The following is a 24,883-nucleotide window of genomic DNA, read 5'->3' on the forward strand; positions in this document are numbered from 1 at the left end:
AGGGCTGTTTGAAAATTGCTAGGGGAGCATACCCCCGAGATGGCGGGGAACGCAATTCGGGTAGTCGGATGATTTAGTCGAGAACTAAAGGAGAAAACTTGGTGGAGCTAAGCGGGATCGAACCGCTGACCTCTTGCATGCCATGCAAGCGCTCTCCCAGCTGAGCTATAGCCCCATCAGGGTGGACCGGTTTGTGCCGGGCCTGGGATGCTTCGCGAAGCGCTTGTCCTCGGGAAGTGGCGGCTTAATACGTGCGGTTTTCGCAGATGGCAAGCCTAAAAAATCGGCCCGGTGAATTTTTCTCGCCCGGGCCGATCCTTGTTCGAAATCAGACGTCTTCTTCGTCGCCGGTCACGCCGATGATGTCGCTCATGTCGTCATCGTCGTCGTCTTCGTCGGCTTCCAGGAAGGTATCGTCGTCGTCATCGCCTTCGATTTCGACATCGTCGTCGCCCATGTCAGGGATGTCGTCGCCGGATGCATCGCCGTCTGCGTCCTCGAGCGAGACCAGTTCGACTTCCGTGCTTTCGGTATCGACTTCGGCCACTTCTTCCTCTTCCTGCGCGGCTTCAGCAGCGGCTGCAGCCGAGCTTTCGACGAAGAAGGAGAGCGGGTAGGTCTTGCCCGTGTAAGGAGAAACGATCGGGTTCCGGTTCAGGTCGTAGAATTTCTTGCCGGTTTCCGGATCGGTACGCTTGGTTCCAAGTTCAGCTTTCGCCACTGTTGAGCCTCGTGATCGTGAGAATGGCCGAACCTGAGTTCGGCAAATGCCGTTGAAACCGGCGTTCTGTTCGGAATTTATAAGCCGGTCCCCATAATCGTTGCGGGCCGCCATGTCAAAGCCTAACTTCACGTGCTGCGACCGCAATCGCCATGCGCCGCGGCGGATGACCGGGCCGATGCTTTGTGCTAGTGAGCCGCGAATACTCGATGGGCAACGTGACGCCGGCAGGTTCCGGCAGCAGACGGATGGGCGACATGTATCAGCCACCGCATTTCAGGGAAGACGATCTCGGCGTCCAGCACGCGCTGATCAGGGCGCATCCGCTCGGTCTTTTGATCACGACGGGCGCCTCTGGGCTGATGGCCAATTCCGTGCCCTTTCATCTCGATGCGGCGGCGTCCGAGAAGGGTACGCTTCGGCTGCATCTGGCGAGGGCCAATCCGCAGTGGCGCGATCTCGCAGATGGCGCCGAGCTGCTTGCCGTCTTCCAGGGCGCCGACAGCTATGTCACGCCCTCCTGGTACGAAACCAAGCGCGAGACCGGCAAGGTCGTGCCGACCTGGAACTACGCTATGGTGCAGGTGCGCGGCACCGCCCGCGTGATCGACGACGCCGATTGGCTCTTGGCGCAGATCACCGCGCTGACCGTGCAGCACGAGACGCCGCGTGAAAAGCCATGGGCCGTCAGCGATGCGCCGGACGCTTATGTGAAGGCGCAGATGAAGGGCATCGTCGGCGTCGAGATCGAGATCACCGCCATCGAGGGCAAGTGGAAGGTCAGCCAGAACCGGCCGATCGCCGACCGCGAAGGGGTCGCGGCAGGGCTTGGCGAAACGGCGGGCCAGGACGAGATGACCGATCTCGTGCGCCGCTATGGCGGCTTGCCAGAAGCAGGCAAAGAGAATTGAGACACCGGCCGATTGAGATTGGCCGACAGCAATGCCCTGAAAATATCGGGCGGGGTAGAAAGACGAGCATGCCGACCAGTTCAGACCATTTTGTCATCGCCATCGATGGACCGGCCGCCGCCGGCAAGGGCACGCTGTCGCGCCGCATCGCCGAGACCTATGGCTTCCACCACCTCGACACCGGCCTGACCTACCGCGCCACCGCCAAGGCACTGCTCGATGCCGGCTTGCCGCTCGATGACGAGCTTACGGCGGAAAAAATGGCCCGCGAGGTTGAACTCGCCGGCCTCGATCGCGATATCCTGTCGAAGCACGAGATCGGCGAAGCCGCCTCGAAGATCGCCGTGATGCCATCGGTGCGCCGCGCGCTGGTCGAGGCGCAGCGCAGGTTTTCGGAGCGCACGCCGGGCACGGTGCTGGATGGGCGCGACATCGGAACGGTGGTCTGCCCGCAAGCACCGGTGAAGCTTTATGTGACGGCGTCGGCGCACGTGCGCGCGAGGCGCCGTTTCGACGAGATCAAGGCCAAGGGGATCGCCGCCGATTTCGAGGCGATTTTCGAAGACGTCAAGCGACGCGACGAACGCGACATGGGACGGGCCGACAGCCCTTTGAAACCAGCCGAAGACGCGCACTTGCTTGATACGTCGGAAATGAGTATAGAAGCCGCGTTTCAAGCCGCGAAATCGGTCATCGATGCCGCCTTGAACAAAAATTGAGATTTGAGGCGTTCCGCCAGGCTTTGCCCTGACCGCCTTAAACGACAGCCTGAAATTCCGTCCAAGCGCCGGATTGCCTTCGATGAGAGGGCGGACGGGGATCAGGCTCATTCAACACGAACCAACCGGCGCATACGTGTCCAAAGATTCGGACACGCAGGAGATTTCATGTCAGTAGCTACTCCCTCTCGCGAAGATTTCGCGGCCCTTCTGGAAGAATCCTTTGCCAAGAACGATCTGGCTGAAGGCTATGTAACCAAGGGTATCGTAACGGCAATCGAGAAGGACTCCGCCGTTGTCGACGTTGGCCTCAAGGTCGAAGGTCGCATTCTGCTCAAGGAATTCGGCGCCAAGGCCAAGGACGGCACGCTCAAGGTCGGCGACGAAGTCGAAGTTTACGTTGAGCGCATCGAAAACGCTCTCGGCGAAGCTGTTCTGTCGCGCGAAAAGGCTCGCCGCGAAGAGAGCTGGGTCAAGCTCGAAGCCAAGTTCGAAGCTGGTGAGCGCGTTGAAGGCGTTATCTTCAACCAGGTCAAGGGCGGCTTCACGGTTGACCTCGACGGCGCGATTGCCTTCCTGCCGCGTTCGCAGGTCGACATCCGTCCGATCCGCGACGTTACCCCGCTGATGCACAACCCGCAGCCCTTCGAAATCCTCAAGATGGACAAGCGTCGCGGCAACATCGTTGTATCGCGTCGTACGGTTCTGGAAGAATCCCGTGCCGAGCAGCGTTCTGAAATCGTTCAGAACCTCGAAGAAGGCCAGGTTGTTGACGGCGTCGTCAAGAACATCACCGATTACGGTGCGTTCGTTGATCTCGGCGGCATCGACGGCCTGCTGCACGTCACCGACATGGCATGGCGCCGTGTGAACCATCCGTCGGAAATCCTGTCCATTGGCCAGCAGGTCAAGGTTCAGATCATCCGCATCAACCAGGAAACCCACCGCATCTCGCTCGGCATGAAGCAGCTCGAGTCGGATCCGTGGGATGGCATCCAGGCCAAGTATCCGGAAGGCAAGAAGATCTCCGGTACCGTCACGAACATCACCGACTACGGTGCGTTCGTCGAGCTGGAGCCGGGCATCGAAGGCCTGATCCACATCTCGGAAATGTCCTGGACCAAGAAGAACGTACACCCCGGCAAGATCCTGTCCACGAGCCAGGAAGTCGAAGTCGTCGTTCTCGAAGTCGATCCGTCCAAGCGTCGTATTTCGCTCGGCCTCAAGCAGACGCTGGAAAATCCGTGGGCGGCATTCGCTCGCAACCATCCGGCCGGCACTGAAGTCGAAGGCGAAGTCAAGAACAAGACCGAATTCGGCCTGTTCATCGGCCTCGACGGCGATGTTGACGGCATGGTGCACCTCTCTGACCTCGACTGGAACCGTCCGGGCGAACAGGTCATCGAAGAATACAACAAGGGCGATGTCGTTAAGGCTGTCGTTCTCGATGTAGACGTCGAAAAGGAGCGCATCTCGCTCGGCATCAAGCAGCTCGGCAAGGACTCGGTCGGCGAAGCTGCCGCTTCCGGCGACCTGCGCAAGAACGCTGTTGTTTCGGCTGAAGTCATCGCCGTCAACGACGGTGGCATCGAAGTGAAGCTCGTAGACCACGAAGACATCACCTCGTTCATCCGCCGCGCTGACCTCGCTCGCGATCGCGACGACCAGCGTCCGGAGCGCTTCTCGGTTGGCCAGACGGTTGACGCTCGCGTCACCAACTTCTCGAAGAAGGACCGCAAGGTCATGCTTTCGATCAAGGCTCTGGAAATCGCTGAAGAGAAGGAAGCCGTTGCTCAGTTCGGTTCGTCCGACTCTGGCGCTTCGCTCGGCGACATCCTCGGCGCGGCTCTGAAGAACCGCGGCGAATAATCGCCAGCCGTCAGGCTTGAAGAATAAGAGAACCCGCCGGAGCGATCCGGCGGGTTCTTTCGTTTTCGGTCTCTTGGGAGAAGGTCGAAGGCTGGGCTATTCCCAGCCGACCATCCGCCGGTAGCGCGCATAGGCTTCATCGCTCGCCGGCGCCATCGGCAGGCCGGGACCCGGCAACATCAGGATAGGCTCGCCCATCTCATCGAGTATGGGTGCGGCGATTGCGGATTGCTGCGCGGCCATGAATGCAGCGTCGTCATCAGCCGCAAGCACCTGCTCCTCAAGCGTCTCCGCCTCGTCCGCGCCATCCTGTTCTGCGTCTTCGTTCTCGTCGCCCTGGTCGATATTGCCGTTGTGGTCTTCGCGGTTCATCTCGCGCGAACCGGCATCGTCGGTCTCGTCCTTGGCGAAGTCATAGGGCTGCGGCGCATAGGGCACGCCCTCGATGACCTTCATCAGAACCGGGGCGTAGGTGGCGTCGATCATCTGCCGCGTTGCCGATGGCGTGTCGGTATCCGCCTGTGTCGGCTGCCGCGCCGCAGCCTGTGCCGCCACGGCCTCCAGCGGAGAGGGGGCTGCCTGCGGCGTCATCGGCTTCACAAGCCCGTTCGCCATCAGCATCTGCTCGGCTGGGCGCTTCAGATTGTCAGGGATGTCGGCGATCAGCGTGTCGTCGAGCAGGACGTCGATATCGACCGCCGGCTCGACGTCCGTCGCCTCGAGCAGCGTCTCGGTCGCCTGATCGCGGATGATGACGACGATCATGGCGGTCTCGTCCTTCGACAGCGAAGCCGGAATGCCGACCCAGCTCTTCGGGATGATCGGATCGGCCTTGGTGTCGCGCGCGGCTGTCGGCTCAGCCGCGACCTCGGTTGCTTCGGCTTCGGCCGGGAGAGCGGATGCTTCCGCTGCGACAGGCGCTTCCGCCGCTTCGTCGGTCGAAAGCGTGGCGCTTGCGGCGGTCATCGCAGCCTTCGGCTCCGCGCGTTCGGCGGCGGGGGGCATGGGTGCATCGTCGGTCACAACGGTCTGCGCGGTCACTTCGCTTTCGTGGCCGATCGCCCCGCTTGCCGCCGCCATCGCCGCATTCCTGGCTCCAGCGCTATCGGTCGCTGCGGTCGTGGCGCGCGGCGCTGATGTGACCGTATCGCGATGCAGGCTGATCTCCGGCCGCTGTTCCGGGCGGACAGGCGAACCATCGTTCTGGCTGTAGGATTTGAGAACGGCGCGCGTCGCGAGATCGCGATCCCTTGTGCCGATGGTTTCGAGATAGGCGGCGATGCGCGTTGCGGCGGGGCCGGCCGGGTTTTGCAGCGCTTCGGCAAGCAGCCGCAGCGGGATGGCGTGGCCCTGGGCCGCCAGCTGGCGCTCGATCACTTCGATCTTGGCGGCCGGCAGTTTCTGGATCGCGTCCGCCAGCCGCGCTGCGAAGACGAGGTCCGGTTCGTTGTCGTCGCGCGGCTGCGAAAGCGCCTCTCCGGTGGCGGTCAGCACATTGAGCAGCGCCTCGACCATGCGGGCGCGAACGGCAAGCAGCAGGATGTTGAGCTTGGCGGTGGCACCTGATGTCAGGTCCGGGCTCTCGACCTGGTTGACCGGCGCAACCGCGGCGACGCTGCGCACGATGTCGCTGGCGCTCAGCGCCGAGGTGGAGCCCTGCGAGGGGAAGCTTGAGCTTGACGCTGCACGAACCGGAGACAACATGGCATGCTTCCTCTTTCGTAAAATGCGCTGAAGCAGGTTACAGGAAAGCCGCGTTCATCGGGCTGTTTTGCATTCTCCGGCGATGTCGCGTGCCTGGAGGACGCTGCATCGCGCCACGGAATGCTCAGAAGTTAATGAGCATCCTAGTGATTCACCGTTAATGAAGCACTAATCATTCGGTGCGTAGCGGGACACGCAGGATTTGCGTGGTGAGAGGCCGGCAAGCAATATCAGCTGTGCGCAAAAATATCCGTCTCGTCCCAGCCGAGCAGGTCGAGCTTGGCGCGGGTGGGAAGGAAGGCGAAGCATGCGGTCGCATGCTCGAACCGCCCGTCGCGAATGAGGCGGTGGGTGAGCTTGTCGCGCAGCGCATGCAGATAGAGAACATCGGAGGCGGCATATTCGAGCTGTGCTTGCGACAGCATCTCCGCGCCCCAGTCGGAGGATTGCTGGGTCTTGGAGATATCGACCTCGAGCATCTCCTTGAGATTGTCCTTCAGCCCGTGCCGGTCCGTATAGGTGCGGCAGAGGCGCGAGGCGATCTTGGTGCAGAACACCGGCGTCGTCGTCACGCCGAAAGCGTTGAAAAGCACGGCAATGTCGAAGCGACCGTAATGGAAGATCTTCTCGTGCGTCGGATCCGAAAGAAGCGCCACGAGGTTCGGCGCCTCCGTCTGGCCGGCCGCGATGCGGATCACGTCGGCAGAGCCGTCGCCCGGCGAAAGCTGGACGACGCAGAGCCGGTCGCGGCGCGGCACGAGGCCGAGCGTTTCGGTGTCGATCGCGATCGCGCCGGTATAGCGCGCTGCATCGGCGGCGGAAATGTCGCCTTTGTGGTAACGGATCGTCGCGGCCATGCTGTCGTCTTTCGCTGAGTAATGATGTTCTGGCGCTATATAGACCCGAAATCCGCGATCGCAAACCACGCCATTTGGCGCGGGTGGCGCCGATCAGCCGCGCACGGCGTCCGGTGCCTTGCCCTGCCAGTCCGGCAGCGGGAAAATCCGGTCATACGCCAGATTGAAGGCGAAGGCGTAGACCAGATAGAAAAGCGCGAAGGACACGTCCATCATGAAGGCCTGCAGCAGGCTGACGCCGAGATACCAGGCAATCAGCGGCAAGAGCGCCACAAGCAGACCACCCTCGAACAGCACGGCATGCAGAATGCGTACGGCAAGGCTCTTCTTCGTGCCGCCCGTCAGGCGCTGCATCACATGGTCGAAGCCGAGATTATAGAGATAGTTCCACGCCGTCGCCACCGTGGCGCTCGCAACGCCGACGACGCCGATATCGGCGATCGGCATGCCGAAGGCAAACGCGCCGAGCGGCGTGATGATGGCGAGACCAATGAGTTCAAAGCTGATGGCGTGGCGGATACGGTCGGAGACGGATCTCATGAAATGCCCCTATGGGAATATGCCGGGTCGTCCCGAGTTTAAGCCCATACGGCGGAGGTCGTCCTCACGAGCGCTTATATAAGGATCCGGACATCGAAGCGCAAGGCTGTGAGGAAAGGCTGTGACGATCAGTAGTGCGGCGGCTTTGTGATCGCCGGCGCTTCCAGCGCTTGCTCCTCGAGCGAAAGGAAGCGCTCAGTCAGCCGGTCCAGCTTGGCGCGCGTCTGCTCGACCACCTTCCACTGTTCCGTCAACTGGTCGGACAGTTCCTCGATCGTCTTTGCCTGATGGGCGACGGTTTCCTCGAGTTGGGTGATACGATCGGTCTGATCAGACATCGGGCTCTCCTTGCCACGACCGGCCAGATGAACCGGTCATGTGATTGCGCTCTCCAAAGCGGAAATAGGCCGCAAGGTCAATCGTTTCGAGAGGGGCCGCCGCCGATTCACAAAGTGAACCGTTTGGTTACTAAAAGCCCTTGCCGCATCTTTTTTTGTGCGCTAGGCCGATAGGCACCAGGGAGGAATAAAGATGGATATCGGCAATGGATTTCTGCATCCGGACCGGCTCTTTCCGGCCGATCCGGCAACGCGCAGCATAGCGCGCGAGCTTTACGAGAGCGTCAGCGCTCTCCCGATCGTCAGCCCGCACGGGCACACCGAGCCCTCCTGGTTCGCCGACGACAAGCCCTTCGAAGACGCTGCCTCGCTGCTCGTCATTCCCGATCACTATCTCTTCCGCATGCTGCACAGCGTCGGCGTCAAGCTCGACGACCTCGGCGTTCCCCGCCTCGACGGCAAGCCCGTTTCGTCCGGCCGCGACATCTGGCGCACCTTCGCCGCGCACTATCATCTCTTCCGCGGCACGCCGTCGAGCCTCTGGGTCGATCACGCAATGTCGGCCGTGCTCGGCTGCGAGGAGCCGCTGACATCGAGGAATGCCGACACGCTCTACGATCACATCAATGCGCAGCTGGCGCTGCCGGAGTTCCGCCCGCGCGCGCTCCACAAGCGCTTCGGCATCGAGACGATCGCCACCACCGAGGGCGCGCTCGACCAGCTGCCGCACCATCAGAAGATGGCCGAAGATGGCTGGATCGGCCGTGTGCGCACCACTTATCGCCCCGATAGCGTCACCGATCCCGATGCCGTCGGTTTCCGCGAAAATCTCGCGAAGCTCGGTGAGCTCACCGGTTGCGACGTCGCAAGCTGGGATGGCCTGATCGAGGCGCATCGCAAGCGCCGCGCCTATTTCCGCCAGTTCGGCGCCACCGCCACCGACCACGGCGTCCCCACCGCCTTCACCGCCGATCTTCCGCATTCGGACAAGCAGCGGCTGCTCGACCGGGCGCACAAGGGTACGCTCGAGGCCGGCGAAGCCGAGCTCTTCCGTGGCCAGATGCTGACCGAGATGGCCGGGCTTTCGGCGGAAGACGGCATGGTCATGCAGATCCACGCCGGCTCGCGCCGCAATACCGACCGCGAACTCTTCCAGACGCGCGGGCCGAACATGGGCGCCGATATCCCGACGACGACCGATTGGGTTGGCGGGCTCTCCGCACTTCTGGCGAAATACGGCCATGCGCCGGGCCTGCGCGTGCTGCTCTTCACGCTCGATGAAACCACCTATGCCCGCGAACTGGCGCCGATGGCCGGCCACTGGCCCTGCCTGATGATTGGCCCGCCATGGTGGTTCCACGACAGCCCGGCCGGCATCCGCCGCTATCTCGATCAGGTGGTCGAGACGGCAGGCTTTGCCAACATGGCCGGCTTCAACGACGATACCCGCGCGCTGCTCTCCATCCCCGCCCGCCACGATGTCTGGCGCCGCGAGGTCTGCGGCTTCCTGGCGACGCTGGCGGCGGAGCATCGGATATCGCGCCAGGATGCGGCGATCGCCGCCGCCGATCTCTCTTACGGCAACGCCAAGAAGGCCTACAAGCTGTGACCGAACGACTGACGCGCCTCACCGGCCTCGCACATACAGCCAAGCTCCCCGCCTTCAACCGGGATGTGCTGAAGCCGGGCATCCTGCATCTCGGCCCCGGCGCCTTCTTCCGCGCCCACTTCGCGCCCTATACGGATGCGGCGCTGGCGCTTGGTGGCGGCGATTGGGGGATCGAGGTGGCAAGCCTGCGCACCGCCGATGTCGCCGATCATCTGAACGAGCAGAACGGCCTCTACACCATGCTGGTGCGCGACACGGAAGGCACGGTCGCGCATGTCATGGGCCCGATCCTGAAAGCCCATGTCGCGACCCGCAATCCCGACGAACTGCTGGCCCGGCTCGAAGACCCGGCCATCCGCATCGTCAGCCTGACGGTAACCGAAAAGGCCTATGGCTTCGATGCCGCCACCGGCGGTCTCGATCTCAAGCATGCCGATATCGCAGCCGACCTTCAAAACCGCCACGCGCCGCGCGGCGTCATCGGCTATCTCGTCGAGGGCCTCGCCCGCCGCCGCGCCAAGGGTATCGCGCCATTCACTGCGCTTAGCTGCGACAACCTTCCGAGCAACGGTGCTGTCCTGAAGCGCCTCGTGCTCGATTTCGCCGGCCGTGTCGATCCCGAGCTCAAGGCCTGGATCGAGGCCAACGTCCCGTTCCCCTCGACCATGGTCGACCGCATCACGCCTGCCAGCACCGAGGCCACCTATCGCGACGCCGAAATGCTCATCGGCCGCGTCGATCTTGTTGCGATCGAGACCGAACCCTTCACGCAGTGGGTCATCGAGGACAGCTTCGCCAATGGCCGCCCGCAATGGGAAAAGGCCGGCGCGCTGATGGTCGAGGATGTCTCGGCCTATGAGAAGATGAAGCTGCGCATGTTGAACGGCGCGCATTCGCTGCTCGCCTATCTCGGTTATATCGGCGGCTATGAATTCATCCGCGACGTGATGGACGATACCGGCTTAGCCGCCCTCGCGCGCCGCCACATGAACGCCGCCGCCGCCACGCTCGATCCGGTTCCCGGCATCGATCTGGAAGCCTATGCCGACGAATTGACAGCCCGCTTTGCAAACAAGGCGATCGCCCACCGCACCTACCAGATCGCCATGGACGGCACCCAGAAGCTGCCGCAGCGCCTGTTGGAGCCGGCCACGGAAGCGCTGGCCGATGGCAGCAAGGCCGAAACCTACGCCATCGCCGTCGCCGCCTGGATGCGTTACGCGCTCGGCATCGACCGCAACGGCAAGGCCTACGAACTGCGCGACCCCCGCGCCGCCGAGATCGCGGCATTGCTGGCGGACATCCCCCGCAACGGCGGCGCGGTGGCCGCCGCGCTGTTCGCGCTCCCCGGGCTGTTTCCGGCGGCGCTCACCGAAAACCTCGCCTGGACCGAGGATGTGGCCAACAAGCTCGATATCCTGATCCAGGACAACAAGCTGCCGTTGTTTTAGAGGCTACCATTGCCTCAGCACAGTCGTGGCGAAGGAAGATAGCGACGGCATTCCGTCGCAGCGGCTTTCACGGCAGCGGACATGGGCCTATATGAGGGATGCCGCAGCTACGCGGTTGAGTGGGCTTTGCGATGGATAGCGAGATACAGGGACGAGCGGCGCATTCGGCGGCGATCAGGCAGCGGGCCGAGGCGGAGATGGCGGGCATGGGGGTCGATGCGGCGTTTATCGATCGTCTGGTCGAGACGTTTTATGGGCGCGTGCTTGCGCATCCCGCGCTGGGGCCGGTGTTCGACGCCAGGCTTTCCGGGCGGTGGCCGGAGCATATGGAGAAGATGAAGAGCTTCTGGTCATCCGTCGCCTTTCGAAGCGGCGCTTATGGCGGCAAGCCGGTGCAGGCGCATGTCGGCGTGGCCAACATGACGCCGGATCTCTTTCCACAATGGCTGGCGCTGTTTTCCGCGACGCTCGACGATATCGCCCCCTCCGACGAGGCGAAGGCATGGTTCATGGCGACGGCCGAGCGGATCGCCAGGAGCCTGACGCTCTCACTGTTCTATAATCCCGCGCTCGACGATCCCAGGCTGAAGAAGGGCTGAGATCGCCGGGCCTGCCCGAGATCAGGCAATGCGCTTGTAGAAGAAGGTGGAGGCGCAGAAGCCGCCTTCCGGCCAGAGCGCGTAATCCGGGATGACGCCGACGCGCTCCCAGCCCAATCGCGGATAGATCGCTTCGGCATCGCTGCCGGTCGCGGTATCCAGCACGAGAATGGTCTTGCCGCGACGCACGGCTTCCTCTTCGGCGGCGCGCATCAGGAGGCGCGCCAGGCCCTTGCCGCGCGCGGCGCGGTGGACGAGGAGCTTCTTGAGGTCGGCGCGGTGCGGCTGGTTCGGCATCTGGGCGGCGCCGATCTGCACGGTGCCTAGCACCCTGCCCTCCAGCTCGGCGACGAAAAGCAGGGTAGCGCCCGTGGCGACGCTCTCGGCAACGGCCTGCCAGTAAGGTTCGGCGTCTTCACGCGTATAGGGCTGCATGAAGCCGACGGAGGCGCCGCCATCGACGCAATCGACAAGCACATCGCAAAGATCGGGTATCGCGGCGCGCGCTTCTGTCGCGTCGAGCAGACGGATGGTGGTCATGGGGTCTCCTGAGATCAGTTAATGGCGGCGGCGGTCGAGCACGACGCAATAGCGGGCCGGCGCCGGGCCGGGATTGTGAAAGACATGGCCTTCGGCCACGGGCATGAAGAGGCAATCGCCCGGAAGCAGGCGATGCACGGTGTTGTCGCCCGTCGTCATCTCCATCTCGCCATCGAACATCCAGATATGCTGGGTCATGCCGCTGGCGGCCGCATGCGGCGGAAAGCTGACGCGGGCGCCGGCCGGGAACTCGACATCGACGATATCGACATCCGACGTGGTGCCCGGCGGCGAGACGGCGCGCCTGATGTAGCCGGTCTCGGGGTCGCGCCAGACCTGCTGGTCCTGCTGGCGCAGCAGCGGCGCGGCCTCGCCCTCCTCCGCGAAGAAGGCCGAGAGCGACAGGCCGAGGGCGGCGCAGACGCGGGCGAGCAGTGCTGCGGTCGGGCTCGCCTCGCCGCGCTCGATGCGCGATATCATTGCCCGGCTGACGCCGGACGCGGTGGCGAGTTCGTCGAGCTTCAGGTTTCTGTCGCTTCTCAGCCTGCGAATCCTGAAGCCGATCGCGGTTTCGAGTTCCTGTTCCATTATCCGATCCATATTTCTACTATAATAGAAATGCATGGTTCAATCGTGGAATCAAGCGCTATTTTCGCCGCCTGATGGAGCGACTTATCGTAAACGAAACCCTGCTTTTCCGCTTTGCGGCAAGGGGATGCGCTGCTATATGCGGCGCATGAGCACCAATTCGACCCGCACGCCCCTCGACCATATCCGCAACTTCTCGATCGTGGCCCATATCGACCACGGCAAGTCGACGCTGGCCGACCGCCTGATTCAGTCGACCGGCGGCCTTGCCGAGCGCGACATGTCGGAGCAGGTGCTGGATTCGATGGATATCGAGCGCGAGCGCGGCATCACCATCAAGGCACAGACCGTTCGCCTGCACTACAAGGCCAATGACGGCGAAACCTATATCCTGAACCTGATCGACACGCCCGGCCACGTCGACTTCGCCTATGAAGTCTCGCGCTCGCTGTCGGCCTGCGAGGGCTCGCTGCTCGTCGTCGACGCCTCCCAGGGCGTCGAGGCGCAGACGCTCGCCAACGTCTATCAGGCGATCGACAACAACCACGAGCTGGTGACGGTCCTCAACAAGATCGACCTGCCGGCGGCCGAGCCCGACCGAATCAAGGAACAGATCGAGGAAGTGATCGGCATCGACGCTTCCCAGGCCGTGCTGATTTCGGCCAAGACCGGTCTCGGCATTCCCGACGTTCTCGAAGCGATCGTGCACCAGCTGCCGGCGCCGAAGAGCGAAGCCGGCGAGAAGGGTCCGCTGAAGGCGCTGCTCGTCGACAGCTGGTACGACACCTATCTCGGCGTCATGGTTCTGGTGCGCATCCTCGACGGCGTGCTTTCCAAGGGCATGACGATCCGCATGATGGGCACGGATGCCAAGTATCAGGTCGAGCGCGTCGGCGTGCTGACGCCGAAGATGCTGGCCGTGGACTCACTTGGCCCGGGCGAGATCGGCTTCTTCACCGGCTCGATCAAGGAAGTGGCAGACACCCGCGTCGGCGATACGATCACCGAAGACAAGAAGCCGACCGCGACGGCGCTGCCGGGCTTCAAGCCGGCGCAACCTGTCGTGTTCTGCGGTCTCTTCCCTGTCGATGCGGCCGACTTCGAGGATCTGCGCGCTGCCATGGGCAAGCTGCGCCTCAACGACGCGTCCTTCTCTTTCGAAATGGAAAGCTCCGCGGCGCTCGGCTTCGGTTTCCGCTGCGGCTTCCTCGGCCTGCTGCATCTCGAGATCATCCAGGAGCGCCTGGAGCGCGAGTTCGATCTCGATCTGATCGCCACCGCCCCTTCGGTCGTCTACCAGCTGACGATGACCGATGGTTCGGAGCGCGAGCTGCACAACCCGGCTGACATGCCCGATGTCGTCAAGATTTCCGAGATCCGCGAACCCTGGATCAAGGCCACCATTCTGACGCCGGACGATTATCTCGGCGGTATCCTGAAGCTCTGTCAGGACCGTCGCGGCATCCAGACGGAACTCACCTATGTCGGCAAGCGCGCCATGCTCACCTACGAGCTGCCGCTCAACGAAGTGGTGTTCGATTTCTACGACCGCCTGAAGTCGATCTCCAAGGGATACGCCTCGTTCGACTATCACCTGGCCGATTACCGCGAGGGCAACCTTGTGAAGATGTCGATCATGGTCAATGGCGAGCCGGTCGATGCGCTCTCCATGCTCGTGCACCGCACGGCCGCCGAAAAGCGCGGCCGCGACATGTGTGAGAAGCTGAAGGACCTGATCCCCAGGCACATGTTCAAGATCCCGATCCAGGCGGCGATCGGCGGCAACGTGATCGCCCGCGAGACGATCTCGGCGATGCGCAAGGACGTGACCGCCAAGTGCTACGGAGGCGACGCATCACGCAAGCGCAAGCTGCTCGACAAGCAGAAGGAAGGCAAGAAGCGCATGCGGCAGTTCGGCAAGGTCGACATTCCGCAGGAAGCCTTCATTGCCGCCTTGAAGATGAAGGACGACTGAGGGCTTTTCAGCCGACATCCATGCGCCTATGATTTGCGCATGGATGGAGACCTGTCATGTCGCAATCTATACGCACACCGACCACATTGCCGGTCGATGAGGAACTTCTCGCGGCAGCCCGCGAACTGAAGATCGATATTTCAGAGGCCGTCGAAGACGGCATAGCGAAAGCCGTCAAAGCCGAGCGGGAACGCCTCTGGCGGATCGAAAATGCCGAGGCGATTGCAGCCTCCAATGCTTATGTCGAGAAAAACGGATTGCCGCTCGCCAAGTACCGGCAATTCTGATGGCGCGGTTTCATGTCTATCGCCTCAGACATGAACAGACATTGGTCCTAGACCTGCAATCGAACCTACTTGATGAGCTGACGACGCGAATGGTGGCGCCGCTGCTCTTGCCAGGAGAGCTGACCACCACCGTGCGTCAGCTCAATCCGCAATTCACGATCGACAATGCACATTATGTGATGGCCACCCAATTCATCGGCGTGGTCCCACTGAGCGATCTTGGGTATGCCACCGCCGATCTTACGCGGGAGAGCCACCGCATCACAGGCGCACTCGATTTCCTCTTCCAGGGTTTCTAAAGCGCCGCGATTTTTCAGATTCGCTCCTTGCGCTTTAGGTCCTTGTTTTGTCGCATGTCGTTATCGCAAAATCGCTTCGCACTTTTGCGCGACATGCACTAGGTGTTCCGCGCCATATAATCCTTCGTCAGCTTTTCGTAATCCTGCATCTCCGGCAGGGCCTCGTAGCTGTGCTCAGCGCCGGTTTCGGCGAAGGCGAGCTTCTCGCGGGTCCATGTCTCGATGAAGGGCGTGAACCAGCTGGCGTCGTCGAGCATGGTCGGGCGCAGGTTGACGAACCACTCCATGCCTTCTGTCTTCGTGAACATCCAGGTCATGCAGTGCGGGCAGAAATAGTGGTGCGACATGGCGCCGTGCAGGCCGCCGATGACGGGTTCGCCGCTGGTGATCTCGAAACCATCAGAGGGGATCGCCGCGCTCAGCGAATAGGCGCTTGAGGACATGATCTGGCAGCCGGTGCAGTGGCAGGCCATGGTCAAAAGCGGCTTGGCGCTGATCTTCAATCGCACGCGACCGCAGCGGCAGCCACCCTCGCTCGGCAAATTCAACTGGCTCATCTCTATCTCCCTGATTCCGATTGAGATGATAGCGCCCGGCGGGCGGAGATGAAGGGGATCGGTCGAATAAATGCGGCTTGGTAGCGAACTCTCAACTTGCGGGAAGAGGTAGCCACTCGCAGGTCTCTCATCCTGCCTCATTGAAAATGCGAAATAATCTGTCGCCACTGCGACATATCCGTACCGATGGGGCATCGACTGTCGCAATTGCATTTTCAATCAGTGATTGTTTATATCCTTATTTAGGCATCGACCAAAGTGCAGGAAATCCTTCTTGCCAATGCTATGTCTCGCGCGACATATCGACTTTTAACCGGCTAATAGGCAGTTTTTTCACCCGGTTTTCCCCACTATTCGCAGCTTTCGTTTTGGGGGTTGCAACGGCCGACCTTTACGATAGGTTGCGCGTTGACTTGCACGTAACAGGTCACCAAGGGAACAACGACGAATAAAAGGCGCTAAAAAGCCTAGAAAGGTGGGCCCCCACATGAACTTCCCCACAAAGAAAATTCTTGCCTCCGCAGTGCTTGGCTCGCTGCTGGCATTCTCCGCCCACGCGGCGACGATCAACATTCACAATGGCGGCGATCCGCAATCGCTCGATCCGCAGAAGCTCTCCGGCGACTGGGAGAACCGCATTGCCGGCGACATCTTCGAAGGTCTGGTGACCGAGGATGCGCATGACAATCCTGTCGCCGGCCAGGCCGCGAGCTGGACGATCTCCGACGACCGCAAGGTCTATACCTTCAAGCTGCGCGACGGCATCCAGTGGTCTGATGGCCACCCGGTGACCGCAGGCGACTTCGTGTTCGCCTTCCAGCGCCTGATGGACCCAAAGAACGCCGCCGACTACGCCTATCTGCAGTTCACCATCAAGAACGCCGAGAAGATCAACAAGGGCGAGATCACCGATTTCAGCCAGCTGGGCGTCAAGGCGATCGACGACAAGACGCTCGAGATCACGCTTGAAAACCCGACCCCTTACTTCCTCAACGCGCTGATGCACTACACGGCCTATCCGCTGCCGAAGCATGTCATCGATGCCAAGGGCGCCGACTGGGTGAAGATCGGCAACATCGTTACTAACGGTCCGTACACGCCGACGGAATGGGTTCCGGGCAGCCACGTCACAACCAAGAAGAACGACAAGTATTGGGATGCCGCGAACGTCAAGATCGATGGCGCCAAGTTCTTCGTGCTCGAAGACCAGGAAGCCGCGCTGAAGCGCTACCGCGCCGGTGAATTCGACATTCTCACCGACTTCCCGACCGACCAGTATGAGTGGATGAAGAAGAACCTGCCGGGCCAGGCGCATGTCGCCCCGTTCTCCGGCCTCTACTACTACGTCATCAACTCGCAGAAGGGCCCGACCGCCGACAAGCGCGTGCGTCAGGCGCTGTCCATGGCGATCAACCGCGAAGTGATCGGACCGCAGATCCTCGGCACCGGCGAACTGCCGGCTTACTCCTGGGTACCGCCGGGCACCGCCAATTACGGCGAGCCGGCCTACATCTCCTGGAAGGATGAGCCTTACAAGCAGAAGGTCGAAGAGGCCAAGAAGCTCTTGACGGAAGCCGGATTCGGACCCGACAAGCCGCTCACCCTGCAACTCAAGTACAATACCAACGACAACCACAAGCGCATCGCCGTTGCGATCGCCGCCATGTGGAAGCCGCTCGGCGTCAATGTCGAACTCATCAACGCCGAAACCAAGGTGCATTACGACCAGCTGCAGCGCGGCGACGTGCAGGTTGGCCGCGCCGGCTGGCTCGCCGACTACAACGATCCGGACAACTTCCTGAACCTGCTCGTCACCGGCGTGCAGATGAATTATGGCCGCTGGTCGAACGCCGACTACGACAAGCTGATCAAGGACGGCAATGCCGAAACCGATCTGACGAAGCGTGCGGAGATGTTCAAGAAGGCGGAGCAGATCGCACTCGACGACAGCGCCGCGTTGCCGATCTACTACTACGTTTCCAAGAACGTGGTCTCGCCGAAGATCGAAGGCTTCGTCGACAACATCCAGGACATCCACCGCACCCGCTGGCTGTCCATCAAGGAATAGAGAGAGGCATTGTCTTCACCCTGCCCGGGGGTGATTGCATCTTGAGAAAGACCCTCTCTGGCCTGCCGGCCATCTCCCCCACAAGGGGGAGAAGACCTGCCGCGCCAACTCTGCCCCAATCACGCCTCGGCGGATCGGCTGGGTTAAGCCCTCCCCCTTGTGGGGAGGGTTGGGAGGGGTCTTTCCCACACTATTGCCTTCGCATCCGCCAGAACCAGTTTCGACTGGTCGCGATGATGCGAAAGACCCGGCGCAGGAAAGACCGTCACCACCATGATCAATTATGCATTCCGTCGATTGCTGTCGACGATCCCCGTTATGTGGATCGCCGTGACAGCCTGCTTCTTCGTTCTAAGATTGGCCCCAGGCGGGCCGTTCGATGGCGAAAGGCCGTTGCCACCCGTGATCCTCCAGAATCTGGCGGCCCACTACAATCTCGATAAGCCGCTGATCCTGCAATATCTCTATTACGTCGGCGACCTCCTGAAGGGCGATCTCGGTCCCTCCTTCGCGTCCGAGGACTTCACCGTCGCGCAGCAGATCATGATCGGCCTGCCCTACACCTTCATCATCGGCACGGCGGCCTTTCTGCTCGCCATCGTCATCGGCGTCGCCGTCGGCTGTCTTGGGGCGCTCTACCAAAACAAGGCGCCGGATTACATTTTGGGCGCGCTGATCCTGGTGGGCGTCGTGCTGCCGAACTTCCTGATCGCGCCGATCCTGCAGCTGGTCTTCGGCATTCACCTGCAGTGGCTGCCGGTCGGCGGCTGGGGCAATGGATCGCTGAAATTCCTGGTGCTGCCCGTAGTGGTGCTGGCGCTGCCGCATGCCGGGCGCATCTCGCGCATTACCCGTGGATCGATGATCGAGGTCATGGGACAGAACTTCATCCGCACCGCCAAGGCCAAAGGCATCGGCCCGCGACTGACCGTCATGCGCCACGCGCTGCGGCCGGCGATGATGCCCGTCGTATCCTATCTCGGCCCGGCGGCCAGCTATCTCTTGACCGGCTCGCTGGTCGTCGAAAGTGTCTTCGGCCTGCCCGGTATCGGCCGCTACTTCGTCAACGCCGCATTGAACCGCGACTACGGCATGGTTCTCGGCACGGTCATCTTCTACATGGTGCTGATCGTGTTCCTGAACCTTCTCGTCGATATCGCCTATGCCTGGCTCGATCCGAAAGTGAGAAACCGATGATCCTCAATCCCGCAAAGAGAGAGCTGCTCGCGGCCGAACTGCTGGAGGCCGAGGGTCTCAGCCCCGTCAGCCGGTCGCTCACCCGCGATGCACTACGCCGCCTCTGTCGCAACAAGGCGGCCGTGGCTTCGATCATCGTGCTGACGCTGCTCGTGCTTGTCGCCTTTATCGGCCCCTACCTCATTCCCTTCGGCTACGAGGATCCGGATTGGGCCGCCTTCCGCGCACCGCCTTCGTTTGCCGACGGCCATTATTTCGGGACCGACCCGAATGGCCGCGACCTGCTTGCCCGCGTGCTTTACGGCACCCGCGTATCGCTGGCCGTGGCACTGACGGCGACGCTTGTCTCCGTCGTTATCGGCGTGCTCTATGGCGCCATCTCCGGCTATATGGGTGGACGTGTGGATGCCGTCATGATGCGCTTCGTCGACATCATGTACGCCTTCCCCTACATCCTCTTCGTCATCCTGCTGATGGTGATCTTCGGCCGCAACGTCTATCTGCTCTTCGCGGCGATCGGCGCGCTCGAGTGGCTGACCATGGCGCGCATCGTGCGTGGGCAGACATTGTCGCTCAAGCAGCGCGAATTCATCGAGGCGGCGCGTGCCGCCGGCCAGAAGCCGCTGAAGATCATTACCCGGCACATCATTCCCAATCTCGTTGGACCCGTGGTCATCTTCGCGGCGCTGACCGTGCCCGAAATCATCGCGACGGAGAGCTTTCTCTCCTATCTCGGCTTCGGCGTGCAGGAGCCTCTGACCTCATTGGGTACGCTGATCTCCGAGGGCACCGATGCCATGGAGAGCATGCCGTGGCTGCTCGTCTTCCCGGCCGGCTTCCTCGTCGCCCTGCTGCTCAGCCTGCTGTTTATCGGCGACGGCCTGCGCGATGCATTCGACCCAAGGGACCGTTGAAGGGATCGCTGACATGCAAAAAGACATCAAAAACGACACCCTTCTGGAGTTGAAGGACTACTCGATCAGCTTTCGCACGCCCGAGGGCGAGGTGAAGGCCGTTTCCAACATGAACCTCACCGTCAAGCGCGGCGAGCGCATCGCGATCGTCGGCGAAAGCGGCTCGGGCAAGAGCCAGACCTTTCTCGGCATCATGGGATTGCTGGCGAAAAACGGCCGGACCAGCGGACAGGCGCTTCTCGAAGGGCGCGACGTGCTGGCGCTGAAGCCGCGCGAGCTCGACCATGTGCGCGGCAAGGACATGGCCATGGTGTTTCAGGACCCCATGACCGCGCTCAATCCATCGCTCAAGATCTCCCGGCAGCTGACGGAGCAACTCGAGGTGCATCGCGGCTTTACCGCGCGCGCAGCCTCGGCCGAGGCGCTGGACATGCTGAAGCGCGTCGGGATCCCAGACCCATCGAGGCGCTTCAACCTTTATCCGCACGAGCTCTCCGGCGGCATGCGTCAGCGCATCGTCATTGCCATGGCACTGCTAACGAAGCCGAAGCTCCTGATCGCCGACGAGCCGACCACGGCGCTCGACGTGACGATCCAGGCGCAGATCCTCGATCTCTTCAACGATCTGACGGCCGAGATGAACACGGCACTTGTGATGATCACCCACGACCTCGGCGTCGTCGCCGGCCTCGCCGACCGGGTGGCCGTCATGTATGCGGGCCGCATCGTCGAGGAAGCACCGGTGGACGAGCTGTTCGAGAACCCGGCGCACCCCTATACGGCGGCACTCCACGCCTCGATCCCGCGTCCGGACCAGGATGTCGACCAGCTCGCCGTCATTCCCGGTCGACCGCCGAACCTGCAGCATCTGCCGAAAGGATGCAGCTTCTCGCCGCGCTGTCCGCTCGTGCAGAACGACTGCATCGACGCCGCGCCACGCCTCGATGTGCAGGCGCCGCGTCATCTCGCGGCCTGCTTCCATGCCTTTCCACGCCTCGAGGAGGTTCTGACCAATGGCTGAACGATCACTTCTCAGGGTCGAGAACCTGACGACCCAGTTCGAAGTGCCCTCCAAGGGCTTCTTCAAGCCGCCGCTGACGCTGACGGCAGTCAACAATGTCAGCTTCGATCTCAGCGAGGGCCGTACGCTCGGTATCGTCGGGGAATCGGGCTGCGGCAAGTCGACCCTCGGACGCTCGATCCTCAGGCTCCTGAAGGCGCAGAAGGGCCGTATCCTCTGGCAGGGGCGCAACCTGCTCGACCTCTCGGACGAGGAGATGCGGGCGGCGCGACGCGACATGCAGATCATCTTCCAGGATCCGATCGCATCGCTTGATCCGCGCATGACGGTTGGCGACATCATCGCCGAGCCGCTGACCGTATTCGAACCGAAGCTCAACCGCGCTCAGCGCGCCGAGCGGGTGCAGGAGATCATGGCCGCCGTCGGCCTCGTGCCTGAAATGATCAACCGCTATCCGCACGAGTTCTCGGGCGGCCAGGCGCAGCGCATCGGGATTGCCCGGGCGGTGATAACGCGGCCGAAGCTGATCATCTGCGACGAGCCGGTCTCGGCCCTCGACGTGTCGATCCAGGGCCAGGTGATCACGCTTCTGCGCAAGCTGCGCAAGGAGTTCGGCCTGACGCTGATCTTCATCAGCCACGATCTCTCGGTCGTGCGGCTGATTTCCGACGACGTGCTGGTGCTTTATCTCGGAAAGGTGGTCGAAGCCGGCGACTGCGCGACGGTGTTCGACAAGCCGGCGCATCCCTATACGCAGGCGCTGTTTTCGGCAGCCCCGATCCCGGATCCGAAACTGGCGCGCGGGCGCCAGCGCATCCGCCTGCAGGGTGACCCGCCATCTCCGCTGAACCCGCCAAAGGGTTGCGTCTTCTCGCCGCGCTGCTGGAAGGCGACCGACATCTGTCGAACCGAGATGCCGCTGAGCCAAGAGGTCAGGCCCGGCCAGACGGCCGCCTGCTACCATATCGAGCGCTAACATCCAGGCGGCCGCGCCCTTTCTACGTGGCCGCCCGGCTCCCGCAAAGCGTGTGAGTCCTGCAACAGCGCGCATATCATCACATGCTCAGGGACCATACTGTGGCCATTGCGTAGTGTTCCGGGCTTCCCTACGGCGCGAGTTGCTCTATGGTGCCTCCATCAGACCGGAGGGGTTTCATGCGCGTACGGTTTCTCGTTGTCATGCTGCTGCTGACCAGTTGTGGCCACCCAAGCGGCGTGATGACGCCCGTGGCGCTGACGGCGGCGACGCCGAAGACGACCCGCGTCGACATGCTGGTTGCGACCACACGCGAACCCTCCGGCGATCCGGCGACGCTGTTTAACGGTGAGCGCAGCCCCAAGCCATCGCTGACCGCCGTCGAAGTCTCCATTCCGCCGAACCGGAAATCGGGCACCGTGCAATGGCCGAAGCGCCTGCCGCCGAACCCGGCCACCGACTTCGCCGTCACCGGCGTCCAGCAAATCGGCACGGTGAAGGAGGGGCGCTCATGGCTCAGCCAGCACATGCATAACGGCCACGCGCTGGTCTTCATCCACGGCTTCAACAACAAGTATGAGGATTCGGTCTTCCGCCTGGCGCAGATCGTCCACGACAGCAAGATGGACGCCACGCCGATCCTCTTCACATGGCCGTCGCGCGCGCAGATCACCGCCTACGAGTACGACAAGGAAAGCACCAATTATTCGCGCACGGCGCTGGAACAGGCGCTGAGGACGCTGGTCAACGATCCCAATGTCAAGGACATCACCATTCTCGCGCACTCCATGGGCACGTGGCTGACGATGGAATCGCTCAGGCAGATGGGCATTCGCGACGGGCACCTGAACAGCAAGATCCGCGACGTCATCCTGGCCTCGCCCGATATCGACATCCAGGTCTTCGCCAAGCAATATGCCGAGATGGGCACGCCGCGGCCGAAATTCACGATCTTCGTGTCGCAGGACGACCGGGCGTTGGCCTTCTCAAGCTTCATCACCGGTCGCGTCTCGCGCCTGGGCGCGATCGACCCGACGGTTGAACCCTATCGCACCAAGCTGGAGGAGGCTGGCATCACGGCGATCGACCTTACCAAGGTCAACAGCAACGACAGGCTCAACCACGGCAAATTCGCCGAGAGCCCCGAGATCGTGCAGCTGATCGGCCAGCGCCTGATGACCGGCCAGCCGCTCACCGACAGCAATGTGACGCTCGGACAGGGCATCACCGCCGTCGTCGGCGGGACGGTCACCAATATCGGCACGGTGGCGGCGACCGCGGTCGCCGTGCCGGCGACGATCATCGAGGCGCCGATGATGCATCCGCCGAAGAAGAAGAAACCGACCACAGCCGATGAGACGCTGCAGGGCGACCTCAGGGAACAGCAGCTGACGCAGTGAGCTGCTTGTCGCTGGCTTTATACGGAAGCCGGAGCCCAAGCCAGAGGATTGACCTGGAGCTGACGGCCAATGCGATCACTCGTGCGGCGTTGCCAAGGCGTGTGCGGCAAATGCCAAAAAGCCACATGGAGTGGGCTTGGTTCGTCTGTGTCTTATGCCATTACGAGAGAAGATTTATTTGCGCGACCAGGCTTTGAACCGTCCTTCGGCCGTCGGGCTATGTCCTGAGGACTACGAGCGGCCATCGCCAGCTAGATGTTTAGTCCCGGCATTTGATGGAGCGGATTGAGGGTGAAGCGTTCGGGCTGTGAGGCCGCTGCTTTGCAGATGAACTCGTAGGGTGTGAGCCCTTTGAGGGTCTTGAGCCTCCGGCCGAAATTGTAAGCTGCGACGAAGTCGGCGAGGTGCTGACAAAGTTGATCGTGGCTTTCATAGTAGAAGCGTTTGACGGTGGCATCCTTGATGGTTCGGTTCATCCTCTCGACTTGACCGTTGGTCCATGGATGCTTTGGCCTGGTCGTGCGGTGCTCGATATCGCTGGTGGCGCAGGTGTATTCGAAGGCATGAGCCCAGAAGGTTTCGCCATTGGCGACCGCCTCTTTGATCAGCGGGACAGCCGAGCCGCCAGCGCCGGGTGTGGTGAACTGGATACCGTTGTCGGTGAGTACGGTATGGATCTTGTAGGGGACGGCAGAAATCAAGCGTAGGAGGAACTCCCGCGAGATAGCGGTGGTAGCCTTCTCATGTAGTTCCACGAAGACAAACTTTGAGGTGCGGTCAATGGCGACGAACATGTGCAGTTTGCCTTGTTCGGTGCGACACCTCGGCAATGTCGATGTGGAAATAGCCGATCGGGTAGCTCGTGAACTTCTTCTTCGCCGGCCTGTCACCATCGACTTCCGGCAAGCGGCCGATGCCATGGCGTTGCAGGCAACGATGCAGCGAAGATCGCGTCAGATGCGGGATTGTCGGCCGCAGCGCATAGAGGCAGTCATCAAGCGGCAGCAGCGTATACCGACGAAAGGCAACAATAACGGCTTCCTCCTCGACGGAGAGTACCGTTGATCTTGGCTCTTTCGGGCCGGTCGGAATATCCGCAACTGAGGACCGCTTCCGCCACTTGGCGACGGTCTTCTGGTTGATCCCGTAACGCTTCGAAAGCGTCCTCAGGCTCTCTTGGCTATGCTGTATCGCTCGACGGACTGCCTCCGTCGTCGTGGCGCTCCCATGAAGAACCTGGCCCATAGCGCATCCTTTGATTCGGAAGACAAGGATGCCCCATCAAAGCCTGGGATCAAACATCTGTTCGGCGAGCAGCTTCTTCAGCCTGGCATTCTCGTCCTCAAGCGCCTTCAGCCGCTTCGCCTCGGAAACCTCCATGCCGCCATATTTGGCTTTCCAGTTGTAAAACGTTGCTTCTGAAGTTCCGTGCCTGCGGCAAAGGTCGGCCGCCTTCGCGCCAGCTTCCTGCTCCTTCAACACCGCAATAATCTGCTCTTCCGTAAATCGCTGCTTATTCATGCGTCCGTCCTTTACTGGGCCAGAACTCTAATCCTTTCTGGAGGAAATTCGCAGTGGCAGGTCATTACAGGATAAGTCTGCGAGCCGACAGGTCTCATGTTTATTGTGTTTTTGGAAGGGATTTTGGTTGCGGGGGCAGGATTTGAACCTGCGGCCTTCAGGTTATGAGCCTGACGAGCTACCGGGCTGCTCCACCCCGCGCCAGCGTAAATCCCTTTGGGA

Annotated in this window: 23 protein-coding genes, 2 tRNA genes and 2 pseudogenes; 15 read left to right on the top strand and 12 right to left on the bottom strand. The window is 61.8% G+C overall.

Annotated elements, in window-relative coordinates:
- Positions 1-99: 99 nt before the first annotated feature.
- Positions 100-175 (bottom strand) — tRNA-Ala (locus J5286_RS01390).
- 153 nt (positions 176-328) lie between these two features.
- Positions 329-721 carry a TIGR02300 family protein gene (locus J5286_RS01395; protein ID WP_018899129.1) on the bottom strand — a complete coding sequence of 131 codons (393 nt, stop codon included), beginning with the start codon at positions 719-721 and terminating at the stop codon, positions 329-331.
- Positions 722-978: 257 nt separating this feature from the next.
- Between J5286_RS01395 and J5286_RS01400 the strand changes: the two genes are divergently transcribed.
- From J5286_RS01400 to rpsA, 3 genes are all read left to right on the top strand, one after another.
- Positions 979-1,632, top strand: coding sequence for an FMN-binding negative transcriptional regulator (locus J5286_RS01400; protein WP_209189586.1), 654 nt, complete (start codon positions 979-981; stop codon positions 1,630-1,632).
- Positions 1,633-1,700: 68 nt separating this feature from the next.
- A complete protein-coding gene (gene cmk, locus J5286_RS01405) occupies positions 1,701-2,351 on the top strand; it encodes a (d)CMP kinase (RefSeq protein WP_209188655.1) in 651 nt (216 codons plus the stop codon).
- A 168-nt stretch (positions 2,352-2,519) separates the two neighbouring features.
- Complete coding sequence (rpsA, locus tag J5286_RS01410; RefSeq protein ID WP_018899132.1) at positions 2,520-4,220, top strand: 30S ribosomal protein S1; 1,701 nt, start codon at positions 2,520-2,522, stop codon at positions 4,218-4,220.
- A gap of 96 nt (positions 4,221-4,316) precedes the next feature.
- Here rpsA and J5286_RS01415 read toward each other — a convergent pair whose 3' ends face one another.
- The 4 genes from J5286_RS01415 to J5286_RS01430 all read right to left on the bottom strand — a co-directional run bounded on the left by J5286_RS01415 (position 4,317) and on the right by J5286_RS01430 (position 7,659).
- Positions 4,317-5,924, bottom strand: a complete 1,608-nt coding sequence (locus J5286_RS01415) for a hypothetical protein (RefSeq protein ID WP_209188654.1) — start codon at positions 5,922-5,924, stop codon at positions 4,317-4,319.
- 230 nt (positions 5,925-6,154) lie between these two features.
- The gene (locus tag J5286_RS01420) at positions 6,155-6,781 is read right to left on the bottom strand and encodes a ribonuclease D (RefSeq protein WP_209188653.1); all 627 of its coding nucleotides are present in this window, start codon (positions 6,779-6,781) and stop codon (positions 6,155-6,157) included.
- A gap of 93 nt (positions 6,782-6,874) precedes the next feature.
- On the bottom strand, positions 6,875-7,321 hold the full coding sequence (locus J5286_RS01425) for a PACE efflux transporter (protein WP_209188652.1): 447 nt from the start codon (positions 7,319-7,321) through the stop codon (positions 6,875-6,877).
- Positions 7,322-7,449: 128 nt separating this feature from the next.
- Positions 7,450-7,659, bottom strand: coding sequence for a SlyX family protein (locus J5286_RS01430; protein ID WP_111563062.1), 210 nt, complete (start codon positions 7,657-7,659; stop codon positions 7,450-7,452).
- Positions 7,660-7,852: 193 nt separating this feature from the next.
- Between J5286_RS01430 and uxaC the strand changes: the two genes are divergently transcribed.
- From uxaC to J5286_RS01445, 3 genes are all read left to right on the top strand, one after another.
- Positions 7,853-9,268: a glucuronate isomerase gene (gene uxaC, locus J5286_RS01435; RefSeq protein ID WP_209188651.1), complete on the top strand. Its 1,416-nt coding sequence runs from the start codon at positions 7,853-7,855 to the stop codon at positions 9,266-9,268.
- The gene (locus tag J5286_RS01440; protein WP_209188650.1) at positions 9,265-10,719 is read left to right on the top strand and encodes a mannitol dehydrogenase family protein; all 1,455 of its coding nucleotides are present in this window, start codon (positions 9,265-9,267) and stop codon (positions 10,717-10,719) included. Before uxaC ends, J5286_RS01440 begins: the two co-directional genes overlap by 4 nt.
- Before the next feature lie 131 nt (positions 10,720-10,850).
- A complete protein-coding gene (locus J5286_RS01445; RefSeq protein ID WP_209188649.1) occupies positions 10,851-11,318 on the top strand; it encodes a group III truncated hemoglobin in 468 nt (155 codons plus the stop codon).
- Between the two features lie 21 nt (positions 11,319-11,339).
- Here the strand turns inward: J5286_RS01445 and J5286_RS01450 are convergent, their stop codons facing one another.
- Positions 11,340-11,858, bottom strand: coding sequence for a GNAT family N-acetyltransferase (locus J5286_RS01450; RefSeq protein WP_209188648.1), 519 nt, complete (start codon positions 11,856-11,858; stop codon positions 11,340-11,342).
- An 18-nt stretch (positions 11,859-11,876) separates the two neighbouring features.
- The gene (locus J5286_RS01455) at positions 11,877-12,446 is read right to left on the bottom strand and encodes a helix-turn-helix domain-containing protein (protein WP_209188647.1); all 570 of its coding nucleotides are present in this window, start codon (positions 12,444-12,446) and stop codon (positions 11,877-11,879) included.
- A 139-nt stretch (positions 12,447-12,585) separates the two neighbouring features.
- On the opposite strand from J5286_RS01455, the gene lepA reads away from it, so the two are divergent.
- From lepA to J5286_RS01470, 3 genes are read left to right on the top strand one after another with little or no spacing between them, the layout of a single operon-like run.
- Positions 12,586-14,421, top strand: a complete 1,836-nt coding sequence (gene lepA / locus J5286_RS01460; protein WP_026283110.1) for a translation elongation factor 4 — start codon at positions 12,586-12,588, stop codon at positions 14,419-14,421.
- A 56-nt stretch (positions 14,422-14,477) separates the two neighbouring features.
- Positions 14,478-14,708, top strand: coding sequence for a type II toxin-antitoxin system CcdA family antitoxin (locus tag J5286_RS01465; RefSeq protein WP_209188646.1), 231 nt, complete (start codon positions 14,478-14,480; stop codon positions 14,706-14,708).
- The gene (locus J5286_RS01470) at positions 14,708-15,007 is read left to right on the top strand and encodes a CcdB family protein (protein ID WP_209188645.1); all 300 of its coding nucleotides are present in this window, start codon (positions 14,708-14,710) and stop codon (positions 15,005-15,007) included. Before J5286_RS01465 ends, J5286_RS01470 begins: the two co-directional genes overlap by 1 nt.
- Positions 15,008-15,105: 98 nt before the next feature.
- Here the strand turns inward: J5286_RS01470 and J5286_RS01475 are convergent, their stop codons facing one another.
- Positions 15,106-15,564: a GFA family protein gene (locus tag J5286_RS01475; protein WP_209188644.1), complete on the bottom strand. Its 459-nt coding sequence runs from the start codon at positions 15,562-15,564 to the stop codon at positions 15,106-15,108.
- Between the two features lie 487 nt (positions 15,565-16,051).
- Between J5286_RS01475 and J5286_RS01480 the strand changes: the two genes are divergently transcribed.
- From J5286_RS01480 to J5286_RS01505, 6 genes are all read left to right on the top strand, one after another.
- Positions 16,052-17,632: a peptide ABC transporter substrate-binding protein gene (locus tag J5286_RS01480; protein ID WP_209188643.1), complete on the top strand. Its 1,581-nt coding sequence runs from the start codon at positions 16,052-16,054 to the stop codon at positions 17,630-17,632.
- Between the two features lie 273 nt (positions 17,633-17,905).
- Entirely contained in the window at positions 17,906-18,829 is a 924-nt protein-coding gene (locus tag J5286_RS01485) for an ABC transporter permease subunit (protein WP_018899078.1), read from the top strand.
- Positions 18,826-19,743 (top strand): ABC transporter permease, encoded by a 918-nt coding sequence (locus tag J5286_RS01490; protein WP_209188642.1) that lies wholly within the window; start codon positions 18,826-18,828, stop codon positions 19,741-19,743. The genes J5286_RS01485 and J5286_RS01490 overlap by 4 nt, the downstream gene beginning before the upstream one ends.
- Positions 19,744-19,756: 13 nt before the next feature.
- Positions 19,757-20,764, top strand: coding sequence for an ABC transporter ATP-binding protein (locus tag J5286_RS01495; protein WP_047506489.1), 1,008 nt, complete (start codon positions 19,757-19,759; stop codon positions 20,762-20,764).
- Positions 20,757-21,740 (top strand): ABC transporter ATP-binding protein, encoded by a 984-nt coding sequence (locus J5286_RS01500; protein ID WP_209188641.1) that lies wholly within the window; start codon positions 20,757-20,759, stop codon positions 21,738-21,740. The genes J5286_RS01495 and J5286_RS01500 overlap by 8 nt, the downstream gene beginning before the upstream one ends.
- Positions 21,741-21,919: 179 nt before the next feature.
- Positions 21,920-23,140 (top strand): alpha/beta hydrolase, encoded by a 1,221-nt coding sequence (locus tag J5286_RS01505; RefSeq protein WP_209188640.1) that lies wholly within the window; start codon positions 21,920-21,922, stop codon positions 23,138-23,140.
- A 251-nt stretch (positions 23,141-23,391) separates the two neighbouring features.
- Here J5286_RS01505 and J5286_RS01510 read toward each other — a convergent pair.
- From J5286_RS01510 to J5286_RS01520, 3 genes and pseudogenes are all read right to left on the bottom strand, one after another.
- A pseudogene (locus J5286_RS01510) lies at positions 23,392-24,385 on the bottom strand (IS481 family transposase).
- A gap of 48 nt (positions 24,386-24,433) precedes the next feature.
- Positions 24,434-24,661: pseudogene (locus tag J5286_RS01515) on the bottom strand (transposase); the annotation flags it as partial.
- A 124-nt stretch (positions 24,662-24,785) separates the two neighbouring features.
- Positions 24,786-24,862: transfer RNA gene (locus J5286_RS01520), tRNA-Met, on the bottom strand.
- Between the last annotated feature and the right edge of the window lie 21 nt (positions 24,863-24,883).

It is taken from the genome of Rhizobium sp. 16-488-2b, from assembly GCF_017741815.1.
In the GTDB taxonomy this organism is placed as follows: Bacteria; Pseudomonadota; Alphaproteobacteria; order Rhizobiales; family Rhizobiaceae; genus Rhizobium.

Coding starts and splice junctions, on each gene's coding strand:
- J5286_RS01400 (WP_209189586.1), top strand. CDS start 979: ATGTATCAGCCACCGCATTTCAGGGAAGACGATCTCGGCGTCCAGCAC.
- cmk (WP_209188655.1), top strand. CDS start 1,701: ATGCCGACCAGTTCAGACCATTTTGTCATCGCCATCGATGGACCGGCC.
- rpsA (WP_018899132.1), top strand. CDS start 2,520: ATGTCAGTAGCTACTCCCTCTCGCGAAGATTTCGCGGCCCTTCTGGAA.
- J5286_RS01415 (WP_209188654.1), bottom strand. CDS start 5,924: ATGTTGTCTCCGGTTCGTGCAGCGTCAAGCTCAAGCTTCCCCTCGCAG.
- J5286_RS01420 (WP_209188653.1), bottom strand. CDS start 6,781: ATGGCCGCGACGATCCGTTACCACAAAGGCGACATTTCCGCCGCCGAT.
- J5286_RS01425 (WP_209188652.1), bottom strand. CDS start 7,321: ATGAGATCCGTCTCCGACCGTATCCGCCACGCCATCAGCTTTGAACTC.
- J5286_RS01430 (WP_111563062.1), bottom strand. CDS start 7,659: ATGTCTGATCAGACCGATCGTATCACCCAACTCGAGGAAACCGTCGCC.
- uxaC (WP_209188651.1), top strand. CDS start 7,853: ATGGATATCGGCAATGGATTTCTGCATCCGGACCGGCTCTTTCCGGCC.
- J5286_RS01445 (WP_209188649.1), top strand. CDS start 10,851: ATGGATAGCGAGATACAGGGACGAGCGGCGCATTCGGCGGCGATCAGG.
- J5286_RS01450 (WP_209188648.1), bottom strand. CDS start 11,858: ATGACCACCATCCGTCTGCTCGACGCGACAGAAGCGCGCGCCGCGATA.
- J5286_RS01455 (WP_209188647.1), bottom strand. CDS start 12,446: ATGGAACAGGAACTCGAAACCGCGATCGGCTTCAGGATTCGCAGGCTG.
- lepA (WP_026283110.1), top strand. CDS start 12,586: ATGCGGCGCATGAGCACCAATTCGACCCGCACGCCCCTCGACCATATC.
- J5286_RS01465 (WP_209188646.1), top strand. CDS start 14,478: ATGTCGCAATCTATACGCACACCGACCACATTGCCGGTCGATGAGGAA.
- J5286_RS01470 (WP_209188645.1), top strand. CDS start 14,708: ATGGCGCGGTTTCATGTCTATCGCCTCAGACATGAACAGACATTGGTC.
- J5286_RS01475 (WP_209188644.1), bottom strand. CDS start 15,564: ATGAGCCAGTTGAATTTGCCGAGCGAGGGTGGCTGCCGCTGCGGTCGC.
- J5286_RS01480 (WP_209188643.1), top strand. CDS start 16,052: ATGAACTTCCCCACAAAGAAAATTCTTGCCTCCGCAGTGCTTGGCTCG.
- J5286_RS01485 (WP_018899078.1), top strand. CDS start 17,906: ATGATCAATTATGCATTCCGTCGATTGCTGTCGACGATCCCCGTTATG.
- J5286_RS01490 (WP_209188642.1), top strand. CDS start 18,826: ATGATCCTCAATCCCGCAAAGAGAGAGCTGCTCGCGGCCGAACTGCTG.
- J5286_RS01495 (WP_047506489.1), top strand. CDS start 19,757: ATGCAAAAAGACATCAAAAACGACACCCTTCTGGAGTTGAAGGACTAC.
- J5286_RS01500 (WP_209188641.1), top strand. CDS start 20,757: ATGGCTGAACGATCACTTCTCAGGGTCGAGAACCTGACGACCCAGTTC.
- J5286_RS01505 (WP_209188640.1), top strand. CDS start 21,920: ATGCGCGTACGGTTTCTCGTTGTCATGCTGCTGCTGACCAGTTGTGGC.